This is a genomic window from Caulobacter sp. CCUG 60055 (genome assembly GCF_022750545.1).
Lineage (GTDB): Bacteria > Pseudomonadota > Alphaproteobacteria > Caulobacterales > Caulobacteraceae > PUIC01.
Genome location: NZ_PUIC01000013.1, coordinates 43,626 through 67,823, shown reverse-complemented (window position 1 = coordinate 67,823; position 24,198 = coordinate 43,626). Strand labels below are relative to the sequence as shown.

At 70.2% G+C, this 24,198-nt stretch carries 26 protein-coding genes, 1 tRNA gene and 1 riboswitch; of the genes, 16 read left to right on the top strand and 11 right to left on the bottom strand.

All coding sequences use genetic code 11. The annotated features are described in order from the left end of the window. The first annotated feature begins 15 nt into the window (after positions 1-15). Positions 16-846: a serine O-acetyltransferase gene (gene cysE, locus C5708_RS16300; RefSeq protein ID WP_242922754.1), complete on the top strand. Its 831-nt coding sequence runs from the start codon at positions 16-18 to the stop codon at positions 844-846. On the opposite strand, the gene C5708_RS16295 is transcribed toward cysE, so the two are convergent. Beyond that, complete coding sequence (locus tag C5708_RS16295; protein ID WP_242922752.1) at positions 843-1,052, bottom strand: hypothetical protein; 210 nt, start codon at positions 1,050-1,052, stop codon at positions 843-845. The two genes, cysE and C5708_RS16295, sit on opposite strands and share 4 nt — an antisense overlap. Before the next feature lie 73 nt (positions 1,053-1,125). Between C5708_RS16295 and C5708_RS16290 the strand changes: the two genes are divergently transcribed. Then, positions 1,126-2,067, top strand: a complete 942-nt coding sequence (locus C5708_RS16290; protein ID WP_242922750.1) for a LysR substrate-binding domain-containing protein — start codon at positions 1,126-1,128, stop codon at positions 2,065-2,067. An 18-nt stretch (positions 2,068-2,085) separates the two neighbouring features. Further along, a complete protein-coding gene (locus C5708_RS16285) occupies positions 2,086-2,295 on the top strand; it encodes a DUF3126 family protein (RefSeq protein ID WP_242922748.1) in 210 nt (69 codons plus the stop codon). Positions 2,296-2,391: 96 nt separating this feature from the next. On the opposite strand, the gene C5708_RS16280 is transcribed toward C5708_RS16285, so the two are convergent. Then, a complete protein-coding gene (locus tag C5708_RS16280) occupies positions 2,392-4,410 on the bottom strand; it encodes an oligopeptide transporter, OPT family (RefSeq protein ID WP_242922746.1) in 2,019 nt (672 codons plus the stop codon). Between the two features lie 72 nt (positions 4,411-4,482). Beyond that, entirely contained in the window at positions 4,483-5,757 is a 1,275-nt protein-coding gene (locus C5708_RS16275; RefSeq protein WP_242922744.1) for an MFS transporter, read from the bottom strand. Between the two features lie 69 nt (positions 5,758-5,826). Between C5708_RS16275 and C5708_RS16270 the strand changes: the two genes are divergently transcribed. Beyond that, positions 5,827-6,444 carry a TetR/AcrR family transcriptional regulator gene (locus C5708_RS16270; RefSeq protein WP_242922742.1) on the top strand — a complete coding sequence of 206 codons (618 nt, stop codon included), beginning with the start codon at positions 5,827-5,829 and terminating at the stop codon, positions 6,442-6,444. Here the strand turns inward: C5708_RS16270 and C5708_RS16265 are convergent. Next, complete coding sequence (locus tag C5708_RS16265; protein ID WP_242922740.1) at positions 6,434-6,916, bottom strand: SgcJ/EcaC family oxidoreductase; 483 nt, start codon at positions 6,914-6,916, stop codon at positions 6,434-6,436. The two genes, C5708_RS16270 and C5708_RS16265, sit on opposite strands and share 11 nt — an antisense overlap. 249 nt (positions 6,917-7,165) lie before the next feature. On the opposite strand from C5708_RS16265, the gene C5708_RS16260 reads away from it, so the two are divergent. Then, on the top strand, positions 7,166-8,575 hold the full coding sequence (locus tag C5708_RS16260; protein ID WP_242922738.1) for a serine hydrolase domain-containing protein: 1,410 nt from the start codon (positions 7,166-7,168) through the stop codon (positions 8,573-8,575). A 69-nt stretch (positions 8,576-8,644) separates the two neighbouring features. Here C5708_RS16260 and C5708_RS16255 read toward each other — a convergent pair whose 3' ends face one another. Further along, positions 8,645-9,409 (bottom strand): PhoH family protein, encoded by a 765-nt coding sequence (locus C5708_RS16255; RefSeq protein WP_242922737.1) that lies wholly within the window; start codon positions 9,407-9,409, stop codon positions 8,645-8,647. A 312-nt stretch (positions 9,410-9,721) separates the two neighbouring features. On the opposite strand from C5708_RS16255, the gene C5708_RS16250 reads away from it, so the two are divergent. Both C5708_RS16250 and C5708_RS16245 read left to right on the top strand, forming a co-directional pair. Further along, positions 9,722-10,252, top strand: a complete 531-nt coding sequence (locus tag C5708_RS16250; protein ID WP_242922736.1) for a gamma carbonic anhydrase family protein — start codon at positions 9,722-9,724, stop codon at positions 10,250-10,252. A gap of 48 nt (positions 10,253-10,300) precedes the next feature. Beyond that, a complete protein-coding gene (locus C5708_RS16245) occupies positions 10,301-11,083 on the top strand; it encodes an enoyl-CoA hydratase-related protein (protein WP_242922735.1) in 783 nt (260 codons plus the stop codon). 6 nt (positions 11,084-11,089) lie between these two features. On the opposite strand, the gene C5708_RS16240 is transcribed toward C5708_RS16245, so the two are convergent. After that, positions 11,090-11,953, bottom strand: coding sequence for an SIMPL domain-containing protein (locus tag C5708_RS16240; protein ID WP_242922734.1), 864 nt, complete (start codon positions 11,951-11,953; stop codon positions 11,090-11,092). A 209-nt stretch (positions 11,954-12,162) separates the two neighbouring features. Here C5708_RS16240 and panD point away from each other — a divergent pair, with 209 nt between their 5' ends. Then, complete coding sequence (gene panD / locus C5708_RS16235; RefSeq protein ID WP_242922733.1) at positions 12,163-12,519, top strand: aspartate 1-decarboxylase; 357 nt, start codon at positions 12,163-12,165, stop codon at positions 12,517-12,519. Then, positions 12,516-13,415: a penicillin-binding transpeptidase domain-containing protein gene (locus C5708_RS16230; protein ID WP_242922732.1), complete on the top strand. Its 900-nt coding sequence runs from the start codon at positions 12,516-12,518 to the stop codon at positions 13,413-13,415. Before panD ends, C5708_RS16230 begins: the two co-directional genes overlap by 4 nt. A 52-nt stretch (positions 13,416-13,467) precedes the next feature. Here the strand turns inward: C5708_RS16230 and C5708_RS16225 are convergent, their stop codons facing one another. Continuing rightward, on the bottom strand, positions 13,468-14,214 hold the full coding sequence (locus C5708_RS16225; RefSeq protein ID WP_242922730.1) for an SIMPL domain-containing protein: 747 nt from the start codon (positions 14,212-14,214) through the stop codon (positions 13,468-13,470). Positions 14,215-14,401: 187 nt separating this feature from the next. Here C5708_RS16225 and C5708_RS16220 point away from each other — a divergent pair. Continuing rightward, a tRNA-Ile gene (locus tag C5708_RS16220) sits at positions 14,402-14,474 on the top strand. Between the two features lie 350 nt (positions 14,475-14,824). Here the strand turns inward: C5708_RS16220 and C5708_RS16215 are convergent. After that, entirely contained in the window at positions 14,825-15,634 is an 810-nt protein-coding gene (locus tag C5708_RS16215) for a transporter substrate-binding domain-containing protein (RefSeq protein ID WP_242922729.1), read from the bottom strand. A 120-nt stretch (positions 15,635-15,754) separates the two neighbouring features. On the opposite strand from C5708_RS16215, the gene C5708_RS16210 reads away from it, so the two are divergent. The 3 genes from C5708_RS16210 (at position 15,755) to C5708_RS16200 (ending at position 18,841) form a co-directional block, all read left to right on the top strand. Next, positions 15,755-16,360 carry a DUF3011 domain-containing protein gene (locus C5708_RS16210; protein ID WP_242922728.1) on the top strand — a complete coding sequence of 202 codons (606 nt, stop codon included), beginning with the start codon at positions 15,755-15,757 and terminating at the stop codon, positions 16,358-16,360. 514 nt (positions 16,361-16,874) lie between these two features. Beyond that, positions 16,875-18,377, top strand: a complete 1,503-nt coding sequence (locus C5708_RS16205; protein ID WP_242922727.1) for a PAS domain-containing methyl-accepting chemotaxis protein — start codon at positions 16,875-16,877, stop codon at positions 18,375-18,377. Beyond that, the gene (locus tag C5708_RS16200) at positions 18,377-18,841 is read left to right on the top strand and encodes a chemotaxis protein CheW (RefSeq protein ID WP_242922726.1); all 465 of its coding nucleotides are present in this window, start codon (positions 18,377-18,379) and stop codon (positions 18,839-18,841) included. Before C5708_RS16205 ends, C5708_RS16200 begins: the two co-directional genes overlap by 1 nt. A gap of 123 nt (positions 18,842-18,964) precedes the next feature. On the opposite strand, the gene C5708_RS16195 is transcribed toward C5708_RS16200, so the two are convergent. Then, positions 18,965-19,867 (bottom strand): LysR family transcriptional regulator, encoded by a 903-nt coding sequence (locus C5708_RS16195; RefSeq protein ID WP_242922725.1) that lies wholly within the window; start codon positions 19,865-19,867, stop codon positions 18,965-18,967. Positions 19,868-19,967: 100 nt separating this feature from the next. Here C5708_RS16195 and C5708_RS16190 point away from each other — a divergent pair, with 100 nt between their 5' ends. After that, the gene (locus C5708_RS16190; protein ID WP_242922724.1) at positions 19,968-20,795 is read left to right on the top strand and encodes an oxidoreductase; all 828 of its coding nucleotides are present in this window, start codon (positions 19,968-19,970) and stop codon (positions 20,793-20,795) included. A 108-nt stretch (positions 20,796-20,903) separates the two neighbouring features. Here C5708_RS16190 and C5708_RS16185 read toward each other — a convergent pair whose 3' ends face one another. Next, positions 20,904-21,437, bottom strand: coding sequence for a GNAT family N-acetyltransferase (locus tag C5708_RS16185; RefSeq protein WP_242922722.1), 534 nt, complete (start codon positions 21,435-21,437; stop codon positions 20,904-20,906). Beyond that, positions 21,434-22,732, bottom strand: coding sequence for an amidohydrolase family protein (locus tag C5708_RS16180; RefSeq protein ID WP_242922720.1), 1,299 nt, complete (start codon positions 22,730-22,732; stop codon positions 21,434-21,436). The genes C5708_RS16185 and C5708_RS16180 overlap by 4 nt, the downstream gene beginning before the upstream one ends. Before the next feature lie 152 nt (positions 22,733-22,884). After that, positions 22,885-23,007: riboswitch (yybP-ykoY riboswitch) on the top strand. A 66-nt stretch (positions 23,008-23,073) separates the two neighbouring features. Here C5708_RS16180 and C5708_RS16175 point away from each other — a divergent pair. Together C5708_RS16175 and C5708_RS16170 are read left to right on the top strand one after the other, a co-directional pair. Next, positions 23,074-23,640, top strand: a complete 567-nt coding sequence (locus tag C5708_RS16175; RefSeq protein ID WP_242922718.1) for a TMEM165/GDT1 family protein — start codon at positions 23,074-23,076, stop codon at positions 23,638-23,640. A gap of 14 nt (positions 23,641-23,654) precedes the next feature. Continuing rightward, a complete protein-coding gene (locus tag C5708_RS16170; RefSeq protein WP_242922716.1) occupies positions 23,655-24,152 on the top strand; it encodes a GAF domain-containing protein in 498 nt (165 codons plus the stop codon). Positions 24,153-24,198 lie beyond the last annotated feature (46 nt).

Below are 24,198 nucleotides of genomic sequence, written 5' to 3'. Positions count from 1 at the left end.
AACAGGAGAGCAGGCATGTCCAAGCGCTTTGAAGTGGTGACCCGAGGCGGTCCGCCCCCGGTTTGGGCCGCCCTGCGCAACGAGGCCCAGCACGTCGCCGCCGTCGAGCCCAGCCTGGCCTCGCTGATCAACGCCGTGATCCTCAAGCACGGCGACCTCGCCGCCGCCCTGTCCTACCAGCTGGCCCGCAAGCTGGGCGACCAGGAGCTGCGCGCCATGAGCATGCGCGAGGTCGCCGAGGAGGCCTATGAGGGCGATCCGTCGATCATCGACAAGGCCGAGGCCGACCTGCGCGCCGTCTTCGAGCGCGACCCGGCCTGCAAGGGCTACATGCAGCCGTTCCTGTTCTTCAAGGGCTTCCTGTCGCTGCAGACCCACCGCGTCGCCCACTGGCTGTGGAGCGAGGGGCGCGAGACCCTGGCGCTCTATCTGCAGAGCCGCATGTCCGAGCTGTTCCAGGTCGACATCCACCCGGCCGCCCGCATCGGCGCGGGGGTGTTCCTCGACCACGGCACCGGCGTGGTGATCGGCGAGACCGCCGTGGTCGGCGACGACGTCTCGATGCTGCACGGCGTGACGCTGGGCGGCACCGGGGCCGAGCGCGGCGACCGTCACCCCAAGATCGGCAAGGGCGTGCTGCTGGGGGCCGGCGCCAAGGTGCTCGGCAACATCCATATCGGCGACTACGCCAAGATCGCCTCGGGCTCGGTGGTGCTGAAGCCGGTGCCGCCGGGATGCACCGCCGCCGGCGTGCCGGCGCGGCTGGTCAACTGCCCGACCTGCGACGAGCCGGCCCGGACCATGGACCACACCCTCGCCGACGTGGTCTACGACTACGTGATCTAGCCCGCCGGCGTCGCCGGGCAGGCGGGCGGAGCGGGCAGCGCCGCCAGCACCTGGCGTCTAGCGGCCGGAGCCGGCGTCGCGGCGTGTCGCGCCTCATGGAGTCCGAAGGCGGCGGCGGCGGTCATCAGGGCCGCCGCGACCAGGCCGTCCAGGGTCCGGCGCCGTTGCGCCGAAAGCGTTTCGCGGTGTTTTTCTGCGTCTTTCATCGCCGACGGATATCGACGCGTTGCGGCGTTCGGCCAATCGATTTAACTGGGCCTGTTTGTGAGGTTTCTTCACATGGCCCGTCGTCGCCTGCCGCCGCTCAACGCCCTGCGCGCCTTCGAGGCGTTCAGCCGGCGCGGCAGCATGACGGCGGCGGCCGAGGAGCTCTACGTCACCCACGGCGCGGTCAGCCGCCAGGTCAAGCAGCTGGAGGACGCGCTCGGCGTCGTCCTGGTCGAAGGGCCGAGGAACCGGCTGCGCCTCACCGAGGAGGGCGCGCGGCTGGCGGCCTCGCTGACGACCGCCTTCGACGCCATAGAGCGGGGGCTGCCCGAGGCCGCTCCCCGGGGCGCGCCGCTGGAGGTGTCGTGCCTGGCGACCTTCGCCATGAAGTGGCTGATCCCGCGCCTGCCCGACTTCATCGCCCGTCATCCGGACATTCCCGTGCGCATCAGCGAGTCGCACGAGCCTTGCGACTTCCGGCGCTCGGGGACCGACCTCGCCATCCGCGTCTCGTACCCGCAGGCCGGCGAGGGCGAGGCGACGCGGTTTCTCAAGCAATATCATGGCCCGGTGCTGTCGCCGGCCCTGCTGGCGGCCAAGGGCGCCTCGCTGGCGTCGCTGTCGGCCTTGCCGCGCCTGTTCCCCAAGACCTTCCCGCAGGCCTGGTCCGACTGGCAGGCCAATATGGGCGTCAGCCTGGGGCCGCCGCCGCTGGAGCGGGAGTTCGAGCACAATTTCTCGATGCTGGAGGCCGCCGCCGCCGGCCTGGGCGTGGCCATCGGCCCGTGGGCCTTCGCCATGCCGGACATCGCCGCCGGGCGGCTGGCCGCGCCGCTCGGGTTCGTGGCCACGGCCGGCGACTATGTGGCGCTGCGGCCCGAAGGCGTTCGCAACCCGGCCTCGGCCGCGTTCCGCGACTGGCTGGTCGAGCAGGGGGCGACGACGCCCGATCCGCCGCTCGCCGCGCCTTTGGGGCTTGCCCCTCCTGCGGATGCCGCTAGGTTCGCGCCCTGAAGATTTGGAGCGCTCCCCGTGGACGACAGAGACATCAAGCGCATCGAAGCGCACCTGAAACGCACCTTCGGCAACCCGCACATCGCGCTGAAGGCGCGGCCGAAGCAGAAGGATTCCGCCGAGGTCGAGCTGAAGGGCGAGTTCATCGGCGTCATCTATCAGGACGAGGACGAAGACGGCTCGTTCCTGTTCGAGATGGCCATCCTGGCCGAAGACCTGGACGTCTAAGGCCCGTCCGTCGGCGCCTGCGGGCGCCGGCGGCGAGCTCGGTTTGGTGATGCTGAGGCGCCGCCCCCGGACGAGGCTCCGGGGGCGGCGTTTGCTTTAGGCGGTCTTGAGCGACCGGCGGCGGACCCAGACGTACAGCCAGGCGGCGATGGCGAAATAGCCGACGAAGCTGAACAGCACGAAGCCGGGGCTTTCCTCGCCGCCGAACAGCTTGACCAGCGGCGCGCCGACGAAGCCCAGGGGCGAGCCGTTGTTGGTCGTCGCCACCAGCAGGGCCAGGGCGACGTTGAACAGGCCCTCGCCGACGATCAGGCCCGAGGCCAGCAGGACGCCCATGTGCTTGGCGTGCTGGGCGCGCGGACCCTTGGCGACCCAGCGGTCGTAGAGCCAGCCGGCCACCGCCCCGACCACCACGGGGGCGGTGACGGCGCTGGGCAGGTAGATGGCCAGCCCCACCGCCAGCGGCGGCAGGCTGTAGCGGCCGGTCTTGCGCAGAATTTCGTCGACGACCACCAGGCCGATCCCGACCAGGGCGCCGATTCCCAGCAGGCCCAGCGGCAGGTGTCCGCCCAGCGCGCCCTTGGCCAGGGTGGAGATCAGGGTCGCCTGGGGGGCGGGCAGGGGGGTGGCCCCGGCGATGTGGACGCTGGCCGCCCCGGCGAAGCCGGCGGTGCGGTTGAGCAGGTCGAGGATCGGCGGGATGATCAGGGCGCCGACGGCGACGCCGACGATCAGGCCGAGCTGCTGCTTCCAGGGAGTGGCGTTGACCAGCTGGCCGGTCTTCAGGTCCTGGAGGTTGTCGTTGGCGATGGTCGCCACGCACAGCACCACGGCCGTGACGAACAGGGCGAAGGCCACCAGGGCCGGGACGTTCTCCGGGCCGGCGGCGGTCTTGACCGTCACCGCAAGCAGTCCGGCCGCGCCGAGCACCGCCAGGATGCACAGGCCCGAGACCGGGCTGTTCGACGAGCCGATCAGCCCGGCCATGTAGCCGCAGACGCCGGCGACCAGGAAGCCGACGATGACGGTGTAGAGCACCGCGCCGGCGATCAGCGGCACGGCCAGTCCCTGCAGGGCGCCGCCGGCCAGGAAGGCGTAGAGCAGCGCCGCCAGCGGCACGAGGCAGGCGACGATGATCACCCCGACCAGGCCGATGGGGATGTCACGCTCGGTGATCGGCAGGGTCGCGCCCTGGCCGCCGCGACGCTGGCGGTCGGCGGCTAGAGCCGAGATCAGTCCGTTCCATACCGGCAGGGCCAGCTTGCCGAGGGTCCAAAGCGAGGCTGCGCCGATGGCGCCGGCGCCGATGAAGCGCACCTGGGTCTTCCACACGGCGGTCGCCGCCTCGGCCGCCGGCCCGGCGGCCGGATGCATCAGGGTCAGCAGCGGCGTGGCCACCCCCCAGGCGATGATCAGGCCGGCCAGCATGGCCACGCCGCAGGCGATGCCCATCAGGTGGCCGGCGCCGATCAGGGCCATCGACACCGATCCGCCGATGCCGGTCGCCGCGCCGCCGATGCGGAAGAAGGCGGTGACCTCGCCGGCGAACGCCTTGAAGGCGGTCAGCAGGGCGACGCCGGCCGAAGCCAGCGAGCCCATGACGATGGCGGCCAGGCCGGCCTTGCCGTCGGCCGCGGCCTCGGCGGCGTCGGCCCGCGAGCCGGCGCCGACCTTGAGCACCTCGGCGGCGGCGACGCCTTCCGGATAGGGCAGGTCGGAGTTGGTGACCAGCGCCCGGCGCAGCGGGATGGTGTACATGACGCCCAGGACCCCGCCGATGGCGCAGATCCCGGCCGTCAGCCAGAACGGAAACCCTGTCCACCAGCCGATCATCACCAGGCCGGGCAGGACGAAGATCACCGACGACAGCGTGCCCGCCGCTGAGGCGACGGTCTGGACGATGTTGTTCTCGTAGATGGTCGCGTTGCGGAACAGGCGCAGGACGGCCATCGAGATGACGGCGGCGGGGATCGAGGAGGCGAAGGTCAGGCCGACCTTCAGGCCCAGATAGACGTTGGCGGCGGTGAACAGGACCGTGATCAGGGCGCCGAGGATCAGGCCGCGCAGAGTCAGTTCGACCCCGCGGCCGGCGGTGGGAAGTGCAGTCGCTGTCAAGGCGGCCTCATATGGGGTGGGCCGCTCGTGCGGCGTCGTGGCGCCGACACTGACCAGTTTTAAGCTTTCGGCTCAAGCCCTCTGGAACGTTTCGGCGGCCCGGCGGCGGACGAGCAGGGCGGCGGCGGCGGCGGCGATCCCGGTGGCGCCGGCGATGACGAAGGCCTCGAGGTAGCGTCCCTGCGCCACCCGCAGCAGGCCGGCGGTCATGGCCGCCGTGGCAGCGCCGATCTGGTGGCCCGCGGCGATCCAGCCGAACACCACCGGGGCGTCGCGCTCGCCGAAGGCCTCGGTGGTCAGGCGCAGGGTCGGCGGGACGGTGGCGATCCAGTCGAGGCCGTAGAACACCGCGAAGATGGTCAGGGTCAGCAGCGAGAAGTCGGTGAACGGCAGCCAGATCAGCGACAGGCCCCGCAGCAGGTAATAGACGAACAGCAGCTTCCTGGGGTCGTAGCGGTCGGTCAGCCAGCCCGACAGGGTGGTGCCGACGAGGTCGAACAGCCCCATCATCGCCAGCACCCCGGCGGCCTTGACCTCGGGCAGGCCGTGGTCGGAGCAGAAGGCGATCATGTGCGCGCCGATCAGGCCGTTGGTGGTCAGGCCGCAGACGAAGAAGGTGCCGAACAGGATCCAGAAGGTCGGCGAGGGCAGGGCGCGGCCCAGGGCCCCGAAGGCCAGGGCCAGGGCGTTGCGGGCCGAGGCCGGCGGCGGGGGCGGCGCGTCCGCCTCGGCGCCGTAGGGGCGCAGGCCGATCTCGGCCGGGCTGTCGGGGATCAGCAGGGCGACCAGCGGCGCCAGGACGCCGGCGGCGACGGCGATGATCAACACCACCGGCCGCCAGCCGCCGTTCTGGGCGATGGCGGCCAGGACCGGCAGGAACACCAGGGTGCCGGTCGCGGTGCTGGCCGCCAGCAATCCGCTCATCAGGCCGCGCCGGGCGACGAACCAGCGGTTGACCAGGGTGGCGGCGAACACCATCGCCACCGCTCCAGTGCCCAGGCCCGACATCACCCCCCAGGTGGCGACCAGCTGCCAGGGTTGGGTCATGAAGGCGCTGAGGGCCGCCGACAGCGACATCAGGCCCAGCGCCAGGGCCACCGTGCGCCGCACGCCGAACGACTGCATCAGCGCCGCCGCGAACGGGCCGGTCAGGCCATAGAGCAGGATGCCGGTCGCCGCCGCGAACGAGATGGTTCCCCGGTCCCAGCCGAAGGCGTGCTCCAGCGGCAGCATCAGCACGCCGGGCGCCGAGCGGACCGCCGCCGAGGCCAGCAGCGCGAGGAAGGCCGCGCCGGCCGCCAGGAAGGCGTAGTTCTGGCCAAGGGCCCTGCGCAGCGCTATGATCATGTGACTAACCGGTACGTCCCCGTTCCGCCCGATCTACGTACCGATCGGTTACATCGTCAAGGGCCAATCATGTCCGCCGATCACAAGGACCCGGAATCCGTCGCCAGGCCGCCTCGCGCCGCCGAGCGGATCTTCGACACCGCCTGCGACCTGTTCTATCGCGACGGCATCCGCGCCGTGGGGGTGGACGAGATCGTCACCCGGGCCGGCGTCACCAAGCCGAGCCTCTATCGCAGCTTCGCCTCCAAGGACGATCTGGCGGTCGCCTATCTGCGGCAGGAGGAAGAGCACTTCTGGGGCCTGTTCGACGCTGTGTGCGAGGCGCATCCGGGCGATCCCCGCGCCCAGGTCCTGGCCTATTTCGAGGGGCTGGGCGAGCGGTCGCAACGACCTGGCTATCGCGGCTGCGGCCTGACCAACGCGGCGGTGGAGTATCCCCGCGCCGACCATCCCGCCCGCCAGGTCTCGGCCGAGCACAAGCAGGCGCTGCGCGCGCGGCTCGCCGACATGGCGCGGGCGATGGGCGCTGCGCGGCCCGACGCCCTGGCCGACGGGCTGCTGCTGCTGCTCGAGGGCGTCTATGTGTCGAGCCAGCTGTTCGGGCCGGGCGGTCCGGCCGGCGGCGTCGCCGCGCAGGCGGCGCTGCTGATCGACGCCTATGTCGATCCGGTCCGGGTCAGAGATTGAGCGCCCAGGCCAGCCACGCCTTCCACATCGGCCGGTCGATGATGCGGGTGTTCTGGAAGGCGGCGTAGGCCCACTCGCCGTCGCGACATACCGCGACCAGGGTCTGGCGGAACATCTGCCCGGATCGCCGCCGGCCGCGGCGGACCAACTGGGCCCGGCTGTGCACCAGCGCCACCTCCGGCGACAGGAAGCGCACGCTCTCCAGCTGCGCCTCCAGGCGCGAGCCCTTCAACGGACCCTCGAAGGCGCGGTGATGCATGACGGCGTTGATGGCCCGGCCGTGCAGCCGGGCGCCGTCGAACACCACGTAGTCGGCGTCCTCGGTGAAGCAGGCGGCGTAGGCCTCGGCGTCGCCAGCGCCCCAGGCCTGCACCGACCGTTGCATCAGCGCGCGCAGGGCGTCGAAATCGTCCCGCCCGACGGGCACGCCGTCGCGGTTGATCGTCGCCGGTTGTGGGGCGTCCAGGGCCACGGTGAGCCGTCTATGCGAGAGGTTCCGGGGCGGCGAACCCTAGTTGCGGGCTCCCTGAGCGTCAACGTTGCGGCGATCGTCGCCGTTTCGGCGATTTTTCACCTTTTCCCCAACGCGGCGGGGCCTTGACGGCCGCCGCCGCCCGATCCTGTCGGATATTTAATCTCGCCCACGCCGTCGGACGGCTGGAGGCGTCGGCGGTTTCATAGGAGCATCCGCGCGATCCTCAGCCGCTGCGGAGACTTGCACATGCGCGGGCGCGTCCTTGCTTTCGCGGCGGTCCTGGCCCTGGCCGGCCAGCCGTGGTCCGTCGCCCGCGCCGCGCCGGGGCTCGACCCGGCCATGGCCGCCGCCGTCCATGACGCCCTGGCCCGGACGGCCAGCGCCGCCGGCCCCGGGGCGGTGGTGCTGATCGCCAGGGGCGACGACGTCGTCTATCGCGAGGCGCTCGGCCGCGCCGACCTGGAGCTGCCGGTCCCGCTGGCGACGGACCAGGTGTTCCGCATCGCCTCGGTGACCAAGACGTTCACCGCCGCCACCGTGGTCAAGCTGGCCGAGGACGGGCGGCTGTCGCTCGACGATCCGCTGCCCAAATATCTGCCCGACATCGCCGGGGCCGAGGGCGTGACCTTGCGCCACCTGCTCAGCCACACCTCCGGCGTCGCCACGCAGCCGCACGCCGCCCCGCCGGGGTTCATGCGCCGCGACGTGGACACGGCCACCCTGCTGGCCGAGTTCCGCCAGAAGTCGCCGACCTTCGCGCCCGGAAGCCGGTACGCCTATTCCAACGACGGCTACGTGCTGCTGGGCGCGGTGATCGAGAAGGTCACCGGCCGGCCCTGGTACGAGGCGGTCAAGGCGACGGTGGTCGACCCGCTCGGCCTGAAGCATACGGCCTACGGCGCCGCCGCGCCGATCATCCCTGGCCGCGTCGCCGGCTACACCACCGATCCGCAGACCCATGCGGTGCGCAACGCCGCCTATATCAGCGCCTCCATCCCGGCGGCGGCGGGCGGGCTGGTGTCGACCGCCGACGACCTGCGGCTGTGGATGCGGGCCCTGGCCCGGGGGCGGATCGTGACGCCGGCCTCGTTCCAGGCGATGACCGCGCCGCCGCCGGCGGGTCTGCCCGGGTTCAATGCCGCCTACGGCTATGGTTTCGGGCTCTTCCTCTGGCATGTGCGCGGCGAGCCGATGGTCGGCCATACCGGCCAGATCGACGGGTTCGCCTCGATGATCGCCTATCTGCCGCGCCAGGACGTCACCGTCGTGGTGCTGGCCAATGACGACGAGTTCGACGCCCAGACCCTGGGGCGGCGGCTGGCGGCGGCGGCCCTGGGCCGTCCCTATGGCCAGGTGGTCCCCGGCCGTCCGTCGGCGTCGGACCTGGCGGCCCTGGCCGGAAGCTATCGCCTGGACGAGACCACCGCCTGGACCTTCTCGGTCAAGGACGGCCGCCTGTTCGCCCAGCGCGGAAGCCGCACGCCGTCGCCGATCCAGGCCGGGGCCGACGGCCGGCTCTATTTCGAGCCCGACGAGCTGTCCTATTTCGCGCCGGTGCGCGACGGCGCGGGCGCGGTGGTCCGCCTGGATTTCTTCGCCCGGGGCGAGGGGCCGGCCCAGGCCCTTCCACGCCTGCCGCAGGCTCCGAAGAGCTAGGGCCGGCCGCGTCGCGGCCGGCCCCTCGTCAAGGCGGGGACGAAGGCGGCCAGCCGCCTTCGCCGGTTCTCAGAGCACGCCGAGCATGCTGGCCACCAGCGGGTGGCGGACGATGTCGCGCTCGACCAGGCGGACGACGCTGATGTCGTTCACCTGCTCCAGGCGGTCGGCCACGTCCTTCAGGCCCGAGACCCCGGGCAGCAGGTCCGACTGGTTCGGGTCGCCCGTGACCACCATGGTCGAGTGCCAGCCCAGCCGCGTCAGCAGCATCTTGAGCTGGACGTAGGTGCAGTTCTGCGCCTCGTCGATGACGATGAAGGCGTTGTTCAGCGTGCGCCCGCGCATGTAGCCCACCGGGGCGATCTCGATGGCACCTTCCTGCATCAGCGCCCGCACCCGCTTCATCGACAGCCGGTCCGACAGGGCGTCGTAGAGCGGCCGCAGATAGGGAGCCAGCTTGTCCTCCATGTCGCCGGGCAGGAAGCCGATCGACTCGCCCGCCTCGACCGCCGGCCGCGACAGCACGATGCGGCCGACCTTGCCGGCCTCCAGCGCCTCGACCGCCTTGGCCACCGCCAGATAGGTCTTGCCGGTGCCGGCCGGACCCAGGGCGACCACGAGGTTGCGGGTGTCGATGGCGTCCAGCAGTTCGGCCTGGCCGGGCGATTTGGGTTTTATGGTCTTCAGATAGGCCTGGTCGCGCTCGTCGTTGTCGCCATGCCCTAGCGGAGACCAGCCGCGTTCGACCGGGAGGCGGCGTACTTTGGCGTCCTCGAACTGCCCGGCGTCGAACGCGCCTTCGCGCACCATCCGCTTCAGAGCACGCTTGGTCATGGAGCCCTCCGTTGGACCAAGAAAAAAGGGCGCGTCCGCAATGGACCGCCCTTGAGGAAACTGGGAAATGTCGGGAGAGATCGGGGACGCGGAGCCGGGCGGCTCCGCTGCGCTCTGATGCGGGGGCGGTCCTTCCGACCGCCGAACCGAAAAACGCGACACCCTGTTCTCCGCCCTGGAGGGCCGCCGCCGGTGAGGGCCGCAGCCGAAAACTCTGGAGAGGCGCACCCCTCGAATCGCACCACTAGAATGATGCTACACATCTTTCGATAGGGTTAATCAACCGTCGATTCCAAATTACGGGGTGTTCGGATGAATGTTTATAGCTTGGGCGGAGCCGTCCCTAATCTGCCGGACGAAGACGAATACTGGATAGCGCCGAACGCGACCGTGATCGGCGACGTCATCCTGAAGAAAAACGCAAGCATATGGTTCGGCGCGACCTTGCGCGGCGACAACGAGCCCATCGTCATCGGCGAAAACAGCAATATTCAGGACGGCGCCGTCCTGCACACCGACATGGGCAGCCCGCTGACCATCGGGGCCAACGTCACCGTCGGCCATATGGTGATGCTGCATGGCTGCGCCGTTGGCGACAATTCCCTGATCGGCATCGGCTCGATCATCCTCAACGGCGCGAAAATCGGGCGCAACTGCCTGATCGGCGCCAACACCTTGATCACCGAAGGCAAGGAGATCCCGGACAATTCGATGGTGATGGGCGCGCCGGGCAAGGTGGTGCGCGAACTCACCGCCGACCAGGCGCAGCGGCTGACCGCCTCGGCCCTGCACTATGTCGAGAACTGGCGGCGCTATCGCCGGCAATTGCATGCCCTCGGGTAAGGCGTGCTGTGCTCCCCGCCGACGCTGGCGAAAGCGGGGAGAAAGCCGATGCCCTATCAGTTCATCAAGGTCGAGCGCGACGGGCCGGTCACCGTCATCACCCTGAACCGGCCGGAGGTGATGAACGCCCTGCACTCGCCGATGCATTTCGAGCTGCACGAGGCGTTCGACGCCTTCGCCGCCGATCCCGACCAGTGGGCGGCCATCGTCACCGGCGCCGGCGAGCGGGCGTTCTCGGCCGGCAACGACCTCAAGAACACCGCCGCCGGCGGCGACATGAGCACGCCGCCCTCGGGCTTCGCCGGGCTGACCTCCCGGTTCGACCTGAACAAGCCGCTGATCGCGGCGGTCAACGGCGTGGCCATGGGCGGCGGCTTCGAGATCGCCCTGGCCTGCGACGTCATCGTCGCCGCCGAGACGGCGGTGTTCGCCCTGCCCGAGCCGAGGGTCGGCCTGGCGGCCCTGGCCGGCGGGCTGCACCGCCTGCCGCGCCAGATCGGCCTGAAGGCGGCCATGGGCATGATCCTGACCGGGCGCCGCGTCCCTGCCGCCGAGGGCGCGGCGCTGGGCTTCGTCAACGAGGTGGTCGCCCCGGCCGACTTGATGGCCGCCGCCCGCCGGTGGGCGACGCTGATCTGCGAATGCTCGCCCATGTCGATCCGCGCCTCCAAGGAGGCGGTCCTCAGGGGCCTGGACGAGCCGAGCCTGGAGGCGGCGATCAAGGGCCAGGGCCGCTATCCCGCCGTCGCGGCGCTGTTCCGCTCGGAAGACCTCAAGGAAGGGCCGCGCGCCTTCGCCGAAAAGCGCGCGCCGGTCTGGAAGGGGCGGTGAGCGGCCTCAGTTCAGGGAGAACACCACGCAGGCGCTGGCGTTCAACGTCTGCAGCGGCGGTTGCAGCGGCAGCTGCATGTCCTCGGGTTTCAGGCCGGCCTCGGCCGCCCGCTTCTGGCCGGTGACGATGATTTCGTCGACAGACGGCCGGGCGGCGAGCGGGGCCGGGGGCGGCGCCCGTTCGGCGAAGCCGCCGCCGTAGCTGCGCCCGGCGCCGGCCACCAGCACGTCGGTCTGGCAAGCCCGGCCGGTCGGATCGATCAGCTTGACCGGGCCGAGCCGCGCCCCGGCGACTTCGGCGGCCAGCCGGGCCCGGCGGGTCGCGTCGCCGACCGCCAGCTTGAACATCTGGGTCTTGGTTTCGTTGTCGGGCTCCAGGGTGAAGCGCACCTGCGAGACGTCGGTCGGTGCGGCCGACAACACTGTCGCATAGACCTTCTCGACCAGACGCACGTCGCGCACCTCGACGGAAACATTGGCTGAGACCTGGTAGCGGTCGATCTTGTCGGCCCGTTCGTTGTCGACCATGGTCCCGTTTTTGTCGCGGTACTGTTCGTAGAGTGGAACCATGCTGAAGCTGGTTTCCACTCTCACCGTCTCGGGGCCGTAGGCGGCGAGCACCCGACCGAGGATGCGGGCCTTGTCGGCGGCGGCCTTGGTCGCGCCCGCGGCGTCACGGGCGACCGATTGGAAGCGCCCGGCGAATGTCGCCCGGTTCGGCGCGATCTCGCTCTCGACGAAACCGGTCGAGGCGATCACCGGCTTGTCCATCCACCAGGGCGCCTTGTCGTAGCGGGCGAGGTCGGCCGGCGGCGTCTGCGCCAGGGCGGGGGAGGCGGCGGCGATCATGGCGAGGACGGCGAGACGCATGGGGGAACTCCGGATTGTCGTCGCGCCAGGGTCGCAACCTAAGCGGCGCGCGTAAAGCCGTCGGCGCTCCCGACCGCCGGCCGGCGCGGCGGGCCGGCGACACGGGGCCGCAATTGAACGGCGGGGGCAAAATGGGTATATGCCCTTCGCCCTATTTTTCGCGGCCGTGGGTTAGGCCGCGCCATGAGCGACAGGGATTTCAGCCGCCCATGCTGGTGACGATGATGAAGGCCAAGCTGCACCGCGCGACGGTGACGCAGGCCGATATGGACTATGAAGGCTCGATCGCCATCGACCGCGACATGCTCGACGCCGCCGGGATATTCCCGCACGAGCAGGTCGACGTGCTGAACATCACCACCGGCGCGCGCTTCACCACCTACGCCATCGAGGCGCCGCGCGGCTCCAAGGTCATCGGCGTCAACGGCGCCGCCGCCCGCTTGGTGCAGAAGAACGATAAGGTGATCATCGTCACCTACTGCCAGATCGACGCCGAGCAGGCGCGCAACTATTCGCCCGCCGTCGTCCTGCTCGACGAGGGCAACGTCATCAAGACGGCGGCATGAGCGCGGCCCTCAAGGGGCTGATCCGTCTCGCGCCGCTGCTCGGGGCCGCCCTGGTCGCGGCCTGCTCGCCCCAGGCCGGGGGCAAGGCCGGCAAGCCGCTGTTCCGCGCCGGGCTGGACCGCGACGCCCTCGACGCGGCGGTCGACGGCGCGTTCGGCGGGGCCGCCGACACCTGCATCGTCGTCGCCGACGCCCGGTCGGGCGACGAGCTGTTCACCTACGGCTCGACCAGCGTCTGCATGCGGCGCCTGCCGCCCTGCGCCACCTTCGAGATCGCCAACGCCCTGATCGGCCTGGACGCCGGCGTGGTCGCCCCGACGGGCGCGATGAAGTGGGACGGGACGCCCCAGCCGATCAAGTCGTGGGAGGCCGACGCCGACGCGGCGGCCGCCTTCAAGAAATCGATCCAGTGGTGGCATCAGAAGGTCGCCGAGCAGGTCGGCCGCGATGCCTATGTCCAGCGGTTCCGCAGCTTCGACTACGGCAACCACGATCCGGCCGGGCCGATCGGCTCGTTCTGGATGGGGCCGTCGGTGGGCGGCGGCCTTCTGGTGTCGACCAAGGAGCAGGCGGCGTTCCTGGCCCGGCTCTACGCCGGCCGGCTGCCGGTCAAGCCCGGGGCGGCGGCGTTCGTGCAGGGGCTGATGGTCGACGAGATCCGCAAGGACCAGACCGGCGACTACGCGATCAGCGGCAAGACTGGAAGCTGTCCGACCCAGGCGGACAATTCGCGCGGGGTCGGCTGGTGGGTCGGGCGGCTGAAGACGCCGTCCCGCGACCTGGTGTTCGCCGCATCGGTCGAGGGCGCCAACGCCCCGCCGGGCCTGGTGGTGCAGTCGCGGCTGAAGGACGCCTTCGCCCAGGCCGGGCTGTGGCCGAAGGACGCCGGCGGCTGACGCGCCGCCGACGCCGCCCGCCAGGGACGGCGCCGACGGTCGCGGGCCATGCCTACTTGGTCAGTTCGTAGAAGCCGTTGACCTCGATGCGCACGCTCAGCTCGCCGCCCTGCACCGGGGTGGGGGCCGCGTCGGCCTTGGCCATCATCATCCGCGCCATCGGCATCGGCGGCTGGGGCGAATAGCCGCCGCCTTCCGACAGGTTGACCAGGCGGCCGACGCGATAGCCCGCCGCCTGGGCGTAGAGGTCGGCCTTGGCGGCCAGCGCCTTGACCGCCTCGCGGCGGGCGGCGTTCTCGGCGGCCTCGGGGTTTTGCAGGCCGAAGCTGACGCCGTTGATCTGGTTGGCGCCGGCGCCGACCACCGCGTCCAGCGCGCCGCCCAGCTTCTTCAGGTCGACGACGCGGATCGCCACCTGATTGACCGCCTGGTAGCCGGTCAGGCGCGGCGGCTTGTTCTGCTCGTAGGCGTATTGCGGGTTCAGGTCGATGTTCGAGGTCTGGATGTCCTTCTCGGCGATGCCCTGCTTCTTCAGGGCGGCGATCACCTGGGTCATCTTGTCGGCGTTGGCGCGCATGGCGTCGGCCGCCGTCAGGGCCTGGGTGTTCACGCCCAGATTGATGGTCGCCATGTCGGGGGCGATTCGGGTCTCTCCGTAGGCGGACAGGTTGACGGTGGTGGCTTGGAACACGGCGTCGGCTCCGGTTGGCGCGGCCAGCGCCGGCGCGCTCGCCAGGGCGCTCGTCGCCAGGACGGCGCCGAGGAACAGGGGAGCGACGGCGCGGGTCAGGGTCTTCATGTCTTGTCTCCAGAACGGGCGCGGGATGCGCCCGGACGTTGCGGTCGTGGCGATAACGCGGGGCGCGCGATCACGTTCAACGCTCCGTTCCATAGAGAGGCGCACATGAACCGGAGCTTTAAGCCGCTGACAGCCCGTGCTAACCCGTCGCTTCCTCGCGTGCGGCGGCCACCCCGCCCGATCCGGGGGGCCCGTAGCTCAATGGTTAGAGCCGACCGCTCATAACGGTCTGGTTGCAGGTTCGAGTCCTGCCGGGCCTACCGGGATTGCGAACATTCCACTGAAGTCAGGCGCCTGAACGGTCTGCGGCTTGCATGTCGATTCTTGCGTGAATTTTCTCCGTGAGAACGCTTCTGGCTGCGCTCGGTAAGGCGAATGTTTCGGGTCTGGGGCGCTCGTCCCGAATTGACTGATCGCGATATTCGCCAACACCCGCCGAAGGGGCGCGATCAGATGTCCAATCTCAAGCCTCGCGCCCTTGCGGGCGCTTGCGCGGCCGGCCTGAAGCAGTACTTCGTCAGGGCTGGAGCCGCCGGAAGCGGCTGCGCCGCTTCCGGCGTGGCCGGAGCCTGACGCTGCGGCGGTCGACCGTCGGGCGAGGCCGGTGCTGCTAGGGTTTGGCGGGGCCGGCCTTCAGCCGTCCCGCCCAGTCGAGGCCGGTCAGCCAGTAGGCGTCGGTGCGGGCCAGGAAGCCGTCGCGGCGGCGGATCTCGACCCAGCCGTTCAGATAGTTGAGCAGGTCGGCCTCGCCCTTGCGCACGGCGAAGGCCTCGGCGTCGCGGGTCAGCGGCTCGCCGCCGATCAGGGCGAAGCGGTCGGGGGCGTCGGCCGCCAACAGGTCGGGCGTCGGCGAGGATTCGGCCAGGGCGTCGGCCTTGCCCTCGGCCAGGGCGGCCTGGGCGGCGGCCAGGGTCGGGTAGGCCTGGATCGCGGCCTGCGGTAGGGCGGCGCGGACCGCCGTCTCGGCGACCCGGCCGCGGACCACCGCGATGGCGGCGTCCGGCTTGTCGAGGTCGGGCAGGGCGGCCGCGCCGCCCTTGCGTATCACCAGCCGCACGCCCGATTCGCCGTAGGGGCGGCTGAACCAAACCTTGCGCAGGCGCTCGGGCGTGATCGACAGCGACGCGGCGACCAGGTCGCAGTCGCCCCGGTCCAGAGCGGGAATCAGGTCGCCGAACGGCGTCGCGACGAGGTCGAGCTTCAGCTCCAGGTCGGCGGCAAGGCGGTCGGCGATGTCGACCTCGCGGCCGATCCAGTTTCCCTTCGGGGTCTTGGCGGCGTAGGGGGCGAAGTCGGCGATGCACACCCGCAGCGCCCCGCGCTTGGCCGCCGCGTCGAGGGCGTCGGCGAAGGCTGGCCGGGCCGCGAGCGAGATGGAACTCAGGCACAGGGCGACAAGGATGGGACCCGGTCCGCGCATGGGCGCCTCGCTGAATTGACAGGTTGATCTTGAATATCTTTGTCCAGCCAAGACAAGGTCTATTCTCAACTCGCGGTTGGCGGGGTTAGGCTTGGCCGTCATCCAGACGAGAGGTCCGCCATGCGCGCCCAGTTGATGATCGCCGCCACGCTGCTCGCGACCTTCGGCCCGCCGCCGGCCCGCGCCCGGGCCGATTCGTACATCGACTGTTCGTCCTACAACTACGGCCGCAACTACTGCCGGGCGGATACGCGCGGCGGGGTGTGGCTGGACCGGCAGTACAGCTATGGCGACGGCCAGTGCGAGGAGGGGCGGACCTGGGGGTGGGACGACCGCGGCGTCTGGGTCGATCGCGGTTGCCGCGCCCGTTTCCGCGTCGCCGAGCGCAAGGGCGGCAAGGACAACACCGCGGCCCTGGTCGGCGGCCTGCTGATCGGCGGGCTGATCCTGGGCGCCCTGGCCAGCCAGGGCGACGACAAGTCCTCCAAGCCGTCGCCGTCCGGCGATTCCGGCGCGGCCACCGACGCCTGCTCGAACGAGGCGATGAGCCAGGCCGCGCGCTACGGCCGCTCGCCCCGGATCGACCGCATCACCTCGACGCGGCCCGACTATCGCGGCGGCTACACCGTCGACGGCTACGTCACCGCCCAGGCCGGGCCGCGCGCGGTGACCTACAGCTTCCAATGCGCCTTCGACGGCCGCTATGCGCGGGTGACGTTGAACTGACCGGCCGCCGCCGCGCGCTATTGTCGCGGTCGATCACGGCGGCGTGAAGGCTGCGGGCGCGGGCGCGATTTCGCGCGTTCCAGCCGGCCGGCGGTAGGCCCGGATCACAGTCGAGCCGGCGTCACGCAAGCGCCTGGATTGCATATATCAACTTTATCGTGTGCGACGGGTCGCCAGCGGCAGGTCGCGAGGCGGGGCTGCCGCGTATATCTTCATGTGTATAGACTTCGGGATGCAATGATTAACGGCATCGTGTTGAATATATAGTCGATGCGTATGGTATTTCGTATGTGGGGTACGTCAAATTGGGTATCGGTATTCTGAATATAGAATAGGATGGCGGATCAATTTTGCATAATCTATGCCATTAACTCCCTATTTAGGATGGTCGCCCATCAAATAACGCATCCGGGGACGATGTTCGCGATCATCGTCTTCGGATCCACGCGCGCTTAGTGGAGCGTGCTCTGTGGCGTTCGTTTCCGGTTCAACGCGATCGGGGGGACCCCTGCCAATGCAATTCTTCAAATCGGCTCGAGAGGATCGGGGCGCGGCCGAAAGGGCCGCTGACGCCGCCAGCAAGCTGGACGCCATCATGCGCTCGCAGGCGGTGATCGAGTTCCAGCTCGACGGCACCATCATCACCGCCAACCAGAACTTCTTCAACGCCATGGGCTACACCGCCGCCGAGATCGAGGGGCGGCACCACAGCATGTTCGTCGACCCGACCGAGGCGGTCGGGGCCGACTACAAGGAGTTCTGGCGCGAACTGAACCGGGGCGTCTTCGCCGCCAAGAAGTTCCGCCGGATCGCCAAGGGCGGCCGGGAGATCTGGCTGCAAGCCTCCTACAACCCGGTCATCGGCGCCGACGGCAAGCCCTACAAGGTGATCAAGCTGGCGGTGGACATCACCGAGGCCGAACAGGCCTTCGCCCGCAGCGAGGCCGAGCGCGCCCGCGCCGAGCAGGAACAGAAAGAGGTGGTCGACGCCCTGGCCGACAGCCTGCGCCGCCTGTCGGACGGCGACCTGACCGCCCGGGTCGAGGCCGCCTTCAACGGCGACTACCGCCGCCTGAAGGACGACTACAACAGCGCCATCGAAAGCATGCGCGACACCCTCAACGCCATTTCGGGCGCGACGGGTTCGCTGCGCAACGGCGCCAACGAGATCGCCAGCGCCTCCGACGACCTGTCGCGCCGCACCGAGCAGCAGGCCGCCAACCTGGAGGAGACGGCGGCGGCTCTCGACCAGATCACCGCCACGGTGAAGCGCAGCGCCGAGGGGGCCAAGCAGGCGTCCAGCGCCGCCTCCGGCGCCAAGCAGGAGGCCGAGCGCTCCGGCGACGTGGTGCGCGAGGCGGTGGCCGCCATGGGCGAGATCGAGGGCTCGTCCAAGCAGATCAGCCAGATCATCGGCGTCATCGACGAGATCGCCTTCCAGACCAACCTGCTGGCCCTGAACGCCGGGGTCGAGGCGGCCCGGGCGGGCGAGGCCGGCAAGGGCTTCGCCGTCGTCGCCCAGGAGGTGCGGGCCCTGGCCCAGCGGTCGGCCGAGGCGGCCAAGGAGATCAAGACCCTGATCTCGTCCTCGACCTCGCAGGTCGAGCGCGGCGTCAAGCTGGTGGGCGAGGCCGGCCACGCCCTGACCGGCATCGTCTCCAAGGTCACCGAGATCGACGGGCTGATCTCCGAGATCGCCCAGTCCGCCCAGGAGCAGGCCACCGGCCTCAACGAGGTCAACAGCGCCGTCAACCAGATGGACGAGGTGACCCAGCAGAACGCGGCCATGGTCGAGGAGGCCACCGCCGCCGCCAGCGGCCTGAACACCGAGGCGGCCGAGCTGGCCCGGCTGGTGTCGCAGTTCCGCACCGGCGACGCGGCCGGTCGGCCGGAACTGGCCGATCCGGAGCGTCATGCGCCCGCCCGCAACCCGGTCGCCAAGGCCCAGGCCAAGGTGAAGGCCTTCGCCCGCGCCGGGGCCGGCGGCGCGCGCGCCGAGCAATGGGAGGAGTTCTGATGCAGGAGAACGAGACCGCCGGGGGCGGCACGCTGGAGCTGATCTCGTTCGAGATCGCCGGCCAGGAATTCTGCATCGACATCCGGGCGGTGCGCGAGATTCGCGGATGGACGGCGGCGACGCCGCTGCCGCACACGCCGCGCTACATCCTCGGCGTCATCAATCTGCGCGGGGCGATCATGCCGGTGCTGGACCTGCGCGACCGGCTCGACCTCGGCCACACCGAGGCGTCCAGCCGCCATGTCATCATGGTGGTGCAGGACGGCGAGCGCATCGCCGGCCTGCTGGTCGACGCCGTGCAGGACACCTTCGTCGTCGACGAGGCGCTGATGCAGCCGCCGCCAGCGGTCGAATCGAGCACCGGCGAGACCTTCGTCGACGCCATCCTGCCCAGGGAGGGCGGCCTGCTCAGCCGGCTGGTGGTGGCCAACCTGCTGCCGGTCGACACGCGGGTCGCCGCCTAGGGGCGGGACCGGCCGGGTTGACGATCTCAATGGCGTCCCGGAGGCCCGCAGGGGCTTTCCGGGGCCAGGGGAAGCAACGGCGAGGCGGCTCCTGGGGCCCGCAGACCGCGTCGCTGTCCGTCCCTAGGGCGCCGATCTCGTCTCCTCGCGCAGCAGGTCGATGAACGCCCGAAGTCCGGCGGTCATATGCCGATGAGGGGGATAGTAGAGCCGCAGTCCGGGGAAGGGCGGCGTCCAGTCTTGCAGCACCGCCTTCAGCGTTCCGGCGGCGAGATGCCCGGTCACCCAGAAGTCGCTCAGGAAGGCGAGGCCAAGCCCCTCGATCGCGGCCTCGACCATCAGAAGGTCGTTGTCCAGCGTCAGCTGGCCCGGCACGTCCAGGGACATCTCCTCGCCCCGCTTCTCGAACTCCCACCGGTACAGCTTGCCGCCGGACAGCCGCCGGCGAATGCAGGAATGGGCGAGCAGGTCCGCGGGCGACCGCAGCGCCGGCGCGCTTTCAAGATAGGCCGGGGCGCCGACCACGACGAAGCGCGAATCCGGGCCGCAGGGAACCGCGACCATGTCCTGCGGCACCGCCTCGGCGAGGCGGACGCCGGCGTCGTATCCCTCCGCGACGATGTCGACGGGGCGGCCCTCGATCACCAGTTCGACGTTCATGTCGGGATAGCGTCTGAGATAGGTCGCGACCACCGGCCGCAGGATCTGGTGCGCCGCGCGCTCCTTCAGGTTGATGCGCAGCGTTCCCGTCGGGGTGTCCCGGAACGCGTTGACGTCCTCGACGGCGCGGGCGATCTCCTGCAACGCCGGATTGACGCGCGCCAGGAACCGCTCTCCGGCTTCAGACAAGGCGACGCTGCGCGTGGTGCGGTTGATGAGGCGGACGCCGAGCCGCGCTTCCAGTCCCGCGATCGCATGGCTCAGCGCCGAAGGCGAAACGCCAAGTTCGACCGCGGCGGCGCGAAAGCTCCGATGCGCGGAGATCGCGCCCACGGCGTTCAGCTCGAACAGGCCGGTCTCCAGCATTGTGCTGCATCCTTCATTGGATCATCTCATTTTATGCCGATTGTCGCATCAATCAATCGCCCTATCTTGAGGCCGGCAACCGATTGAAAAGGGGTCCGCCATGGCGAAAACATTTCTCATCACCGGCGTTTCGTCCGGATTCGGCCGCGCGCTGGCGCAAGCGGCCCTGGAGGACGGCCATGTCGTCGTCGGGACCGTGCGCAAGGCAGGCGACGTCGAGGCGTTCGAAGCGCTCGGCCCGAACGCGCATGCGGTGATCCTCGACGTCACCGACACCGTGCGGATCGCGCCGGCGGTGGCCGCGATCGAGGCCCGCGTCGGCGCGATCGACGTGCTCGTCAACAACGCCGGCTATGGCCATGAGGGCGTTCTGGAGGAATCGTCGATCGACGACCTGCGGCGCCAGTTCGAGGTCAATGTGTTCGGCGCCGTGGCGATGATCCAGGCGGTGCTGCCCGCCATGCGCAAACGGCGCAGCGGGCATATCCTCAACATCACCTCGATGGGCGGCGTCGTCACCTTCCCCGGGCTCAGCTACTACCATGGCAGCAAGTTCGCCCTGGAGGGCATTTCGGAGACGCTCGGCAAGGAGGTCAAAGACCTCGGCGTCAAGGTGACCGCGATCGAGCCGGGCGGTTTCCGCACCGACTGGGCGGGACGCTCGATGGTGCGGGCGGAGCGGTCGATCGCGGACTACGACGCGGTTTTCGATCCGATCCGCAAGCGCCGCATCGAGTTCAGCGGCCGGCAGGTCGGCGACCCGGCCAAGGCCGCCCAGGCGATGCTGAAGGTCGCGATGTCGGACGATCCGCCGGCGCATCTCCTGCTCGGCAGCGACGCCCTTCGCTTCGTCGAGGAACAGCTCGCCTCGCGCCAGGTCGAGGTCGCGGCCTGGAAGGATGTCTCGCTGGCCACCGACGCGACGTAACCCGGCCTTCGGGCAGGCTCCGGCGCCGGCGGTCAAATCGCGGGCGCGGGGCGGCGCGTCGCGAGCCGGCGCACATCGCCCCTGGAAGCCGCGCTCGCCGGCGGGCGGTCAGGCCTCGCGGGCCATGTAGCGGGCGGCGGCGCCGTAGCCCGCCACCTTGTCGGCCAGGGCGTCGCCGACCTCGGCGACGGGCAGGTAGCCCAGCCGCAGCCAGAACGGCGCCGCGCCCTCGACGGCGATCAGCTCGGACCGGCGCAGGCCCAGCGTCTCGGCCGCCGCCGCGCCGGCCAGGAACAACCGCCGCGCCAGGCCCGCGCCCTGGGCCGCCGGCGCGACGGACAGGTCGTGGATGAACCAGCATTCGGGCCGCGGCGGCGGTCCGTCCAGCACCGTGTCGACGGGCGGCGGCGAGCGGCTGAGCCAGGGATGGCTGACCAGATAGCCGGCGCAGCCGTCGGGCCCGTCGACCACGAGGTTGGCGCTCGGCGCCAGTGTGATGCGGCTGGCGAAGGCCTCGCGGCCGTCCCGGAGGGCTGGCGGATAGCCTTGGGCCTGCACCGCCAGCACCGCGTCGAGATCGGCTTCGCGCATCGGGCGGATGGAGAAGGCGTCGGACATGATCTGGACCGGCGAGGCGCTCACCGGCTGATCGCGCCCGGTCCCTTGTAGACGACGCCGCCCTTCATGACGAAGGCGACGTGCTCCAGGCGGGAGACGTCGGCCAGCGGGTCGCCGTCGACGGCGATGATGTCGGCGTAGGCGCCGGGGGCGATCTCGCCCAGGCCCTTGCCCAGGTCGCCCAGGCGCTGCGCGGCCGTGACGGTGGCCGACTGGATGGCCTGCATCGGGGTCATGCCCCACTGCACTTCCTTGGCGAACTGCCGGCCGTTGTCGCCGTGCGGATAGACGCCGGCGTCGGTGCCGAAGGTCATGGTCACGCCGGCCCGTTGCGCCGCCTGGAAGGTCTGGCGCTGCTTGAGGCCGATCATCCGCTCCTTCTCCAGGCTCTCGGGCAGGATGCCGTTCTTGGCCCCTTCGTTCAGGATGAAGTCGTCGTTGTAGATGTCCATGTCGAAGGCCGCGCCCTTGGCCTTGGCCAGCTTGAACGCCTCTTCGTCGGCCAGGGAGGCGTGCTCGATGGTGTCGACCCCGGCGCGGATGGCGTCCTTGATCGCCTCGGTCCCGTGGGCGTGGGCGGCGACCTTCATCCCCAGGGCGTGGGCCTCGGTGACGATGGCGGTCATCTCCTCGAGGCTGATCTGCTGGGCGCCGACGGAATCGCCCTTGGACAGCACCCCGCCCGAGGCGCAGATCTTGATCAGGTCGGCGCCGAACTTGCGCACCTGCCGCACCTTGGCGCGGAACTCCCAGGGGCCGTCGGCGACGCTTTCGACCTTGTGGTAGACGCCATAGGGCAGAAGGTTGTCGTCGCAGTGGCCGCCGGTGGCGCCCAGGGCCGGTCCGGCGACGAACATGCGCGGGCCGATGGTCTCGCCGGCGTTGATCGAATCGCGCAGGGCCACGTCCGAGAAGCCGCCGGCGCCGACGTTGCGCACGGTGGTGAAGCCGGCCTGCAAAGTCTTCCAGGCGTTGGCCACGCCGCTGATCGCCTCGTTGACCGGGATCACGCTGACCGAGTTGTAGCCGCCCTGGTCGGCGCGGGCGGTCATGTGCACGTGCATGTCGATCAGGCCGGGCAGGATGGTCTGCGCGCCGAGGTCGACCAGCCTGGCCCCGGCCGGGGCCGGCAGGCTGGCCGTCGTGCCGACCGCCTTGACCCTGTCGTTCTCGATGACCACCGCCGGCCGTTCGACCGTCTTGCCGGCGACGGGATCGATCATCCGCGCAGCGGTCAGGTAGACGGTCTCGGCCCTGGCCGCGCCGGCGGCGGCGAGGCCCGCGACGGCTGCGACGGCGAGTGCGGCGGCTTGCTTCATTGGACGGTGTTCCCCCTTTTCGAAGCCGCCAGCTTGCGGCGTCGCGCGCGCCGCGAAAAGCCTCTTTGTCGCATCGGCCGCCATGGGCGCGCGCCGGCTGGGGGCGCACGGCGGGCTTGCGCCGGCCGGCGGGCCGGGCTACAGCGCCCCGTCCCTTGGGGAGTAGCCGTCCGCGCGTTCAGCGGAGTCTGCGTCAACACACTTGGCTTCGGCCATGGCGCAGGCGGGCGAGGCCGATCAGGCCCGGCTTGGCGAGACCAATGGCGTTCCCCCCTTCCGGCCGGCCGGGCGAAGGGGTGCGGGCGCCATTGGCGGAACGCGCCCGGCCCGGATCAAACCCGATGGAAGCCCTCCTGGTCTCGACCTTCGTCGTCGCCCTCGCCGAGATCGGCGACAAGACCCAACTCCTGGCCATCGTCCTGGCCTCGAAATTCAAGAAGCCCCTGCCGATCATCGCCGGCATCCTGACCGCCACCCTGGCCAACCACGCCCTGGCCGCCACGGTCGGCTACTTGGTGTCCGACATCCTGCAGGGCCGGTGGTTCCGCATCCTGGTCGCGGTGTCGTTCATAGCCATGGCGCTGTGGGCGCTGATCCCCGACAAGGAAGAGGACATCAAGGGCGACGCCGCCAAGATGGGGGTCTATGTGGCCACCACCGTCGCCTTCTTCCTGGTCGAGATGGGCGACAAGACCCAGATCGCCACCGTCGCCCTGGGCGCGCGGTTCCACAGCATCGCCTGGGTGGCGGCGGGCACCACGATCGGCATGATGCTGGCCAACGTGCCGGCGGTCTATCTGGGCGAGGCGGCGACCAAGATCGTGCCGCTGAAGTACGTGCGCATGGGCGCGGCGGTGATTTTCGCGGGCCTCGGCCTCTGGACCCTCATTGAAGCGCTGAAAGGGTAGGCTATCTCTGGGACATGGCGGAAGCATTCAACGACCTCACCCTCTCGGCCGACAAGGCGGCGCGCTATGCGGAGCTGTCGGCCGAGGTCGCCTCGGTCCTCGACGGCGAGCCCGACCTGACGGCCCGGATGGCCACGGTGGCCTCGATGCTGGCCAACAGCTTCGAGCACTATTTCTGGACCGGCTTCTATGTCGTCGACCCGGCCAAGGGCGACGAACTGGTGGTCGGTCCCTATCAGGGCACGCTCGGCTGCCTGCGCATCGCGTTCGGCCGGGGCGTCTGCGGGACGGCGGCGGCCACGCGCCGGACCCAGCTCGTCGAGGACGTCCATGCCTTTCCGGGACACATCGCCTGCGACGGCCGCTCGCAGAGCGAGATCGTCGTCCCGGTCCTGGACGGCCAGGGGCGGCTGATCGCGGTCTTCGACGTCGATTCCGACCGCCCGGCCGCCTTCGACGCGGTGGATCAGGCCGGCATCGAGCGAATCCTGGCCGAAACCTTCGGCGGCTGATTTCTGGCCCGTCGCTTGCTGGAGGCGCTGCGCCAGCGATGGGGCG

What these genes read in the sequence shown, in the direction of transcription:
- C5708_RS16270 (WP_242922742.1), top strand. Translation starts at nt 5,827, where the DNA reads ATGTCCGCCGATCACAAGGACCCGGAATCCGTCGCCAGGCCGCCTCGC.
- C5708_RS16260 (WP_242922738.1), top strand. Translation starts at nt 7,166, where the DNA reads ATGCGCGGGCGCGTCCTTGCTTTCGCGGCGGTCCTGGCCCTGGCCGGC.
- C5708_RS16230 (WP_242922732.1), top strand. Translation starts at nt 12,516, where the DNA reads ATGAGCGCGGCCCTCAAGGGGCTGATCCGTCTCGCGCCGCTGCTCGGG.
- C5708_RS16175 (WP_242922718.1), top strand. Translation starts at nt 23,074, where the DNA reads ATGGAAGCCCTCCTGGTCTCGACCTTCGTCGTCGCCCTCGCCGAGATC.
- C5708_RS16290 (WP_242922750.1), top strand. Translation starts at nt 1,126, where the DNA reads ATGGCCCGTCGTCGCCTGCCGCCGCTCAACGCCCTGCGCGCCTTCGAG.
- C5708_RS16180 (WP_242922720.1), bottom strand. Translation starts at nt 22,732, where the DNA reads ATGAAGCAAGCCGCCGCACTCGCCGTCGCAGCCGTCGCGGGCCTCGCC.
- C5708_RS16195 (WP_242922725.1), bottom strand. Translation starts at nt 19,867, where the DNA reads ATGCTGGAGACCGGCCTGTTCGAGCTGAACGCCGTGGGCGCGATCTCC.
- C5708_RS16225 (WP_242922730.1), bottom strand. Translation starts at nt 14,214, where the DNA reads ATGAAGACCCTGACCCGCGCCGTCGCTCCCCTGTTCCTCGGCGCCGTC.
- C5708_RS16215 (WP_242922729.1), bottom strand. Translation starts at nt 15,634, where the DNA reads ATGCGCGGACCGGGTCCCATCCTTGTCGCCCTGTGCCTGAGTTCCATC.
- C5708_RS16200 (WP_242922726.1), top strand. Translation starts at nt 18,377, where the DNA reads ATGCAGGAGAACGAGACCGCCGGGGGCGGCACGCTGGAGCTGATCTCG.
- cysE (WP_242922754.1), top strand. Translation starts at nt 16, where the DNA reads ATGTCCAAGCGCTTTGAAGTGGTGACCCGAGGCGGTCCGCCCCCGGTT.
- panD (WP_242922733.1), top strand. Translation starts at nt 12,163, where the DNA reads ATGCTGGTGACGATGATGAAGGCCAAGCTGCACCGCGCGACGGTGACG.
- C5708_RS16170 (WP_242922716.1), top strand. Translation starts at nt 23,655, where the DNA reads ATGGCGGAAGCATTCAACGACCTCACCCTCTCGGCCGACAAGGCGGCG.
- C5708_RS16240 (WP_242922734.1), bottom strand. Translation starts at nt 11,953, where the DNA reads ATGCGTCTCGCCGTCCTCGCCATGATCGCCGCCGCCTCCCCCGCCCTG.
- C5708_RS16250 (WP_242922736.1), top strand. Translation starts at nt 9,722, where the DNA reads ATGAATGTTTATAGCTTGGGCGGAGCCGTCCCTAATCTGCCGGACGAA.
- C5708_RS16205 (WP_242922727.1), top strand. Translation starts at nt 16,875, where the DNA reads ATGCAATTCTTCAAATCGGCTCGAGAGGATCGGGGCGCGGCCGAAAGG.
- C5708_RS16255 (WP_242922737.1), bottom strand. Translation starts at nt 9,409, where the DNA reads ATGACCAAGCGTGCTCTGAAGCGGATGGTGCGCGAAGGCGCGTTCGAC.
- C5708_RS16295 (WP_242922752.1), bottom strand. Translation starts at nt 1,052, where the DNA reads ATGAAAGACGCAGAAAAACACCGCGAAACGCTTTCGGCGCAACGGCGC.
- C5708_RS16190 (WP_242922724.1), top strand. Translation starts at nt 19,968, where the DNA reads ATGGCGAAAACATTTCTCATCACCGGCGTTTCGTCCGGATTCGGCCGC.
- C5708_RS16275 (WP_242922744.1), bottom strand. Translation starts at nt 5,757, where the DNA reads ATGATCATAGCGCTGCGCAGGGCCCTTGGCCAGAACTACGCCTTCCTG.
- C5708_RS16210 (WP_242922728.1), top strand. Translation starts at nt 15,755, where the DNA reads ATGCGCGCCCAGTTGATGATCGCCGCCACGCTGCTCGCGACCTTCGGC.
- C5708_RS16245 (WP_242922735.1), top strand. Translation starts at nt 10,301, where the DNA reads ATGCCCTATCAGTTCATCAAGGTCGAGCGCGACGGGCCGGTCACCGTC.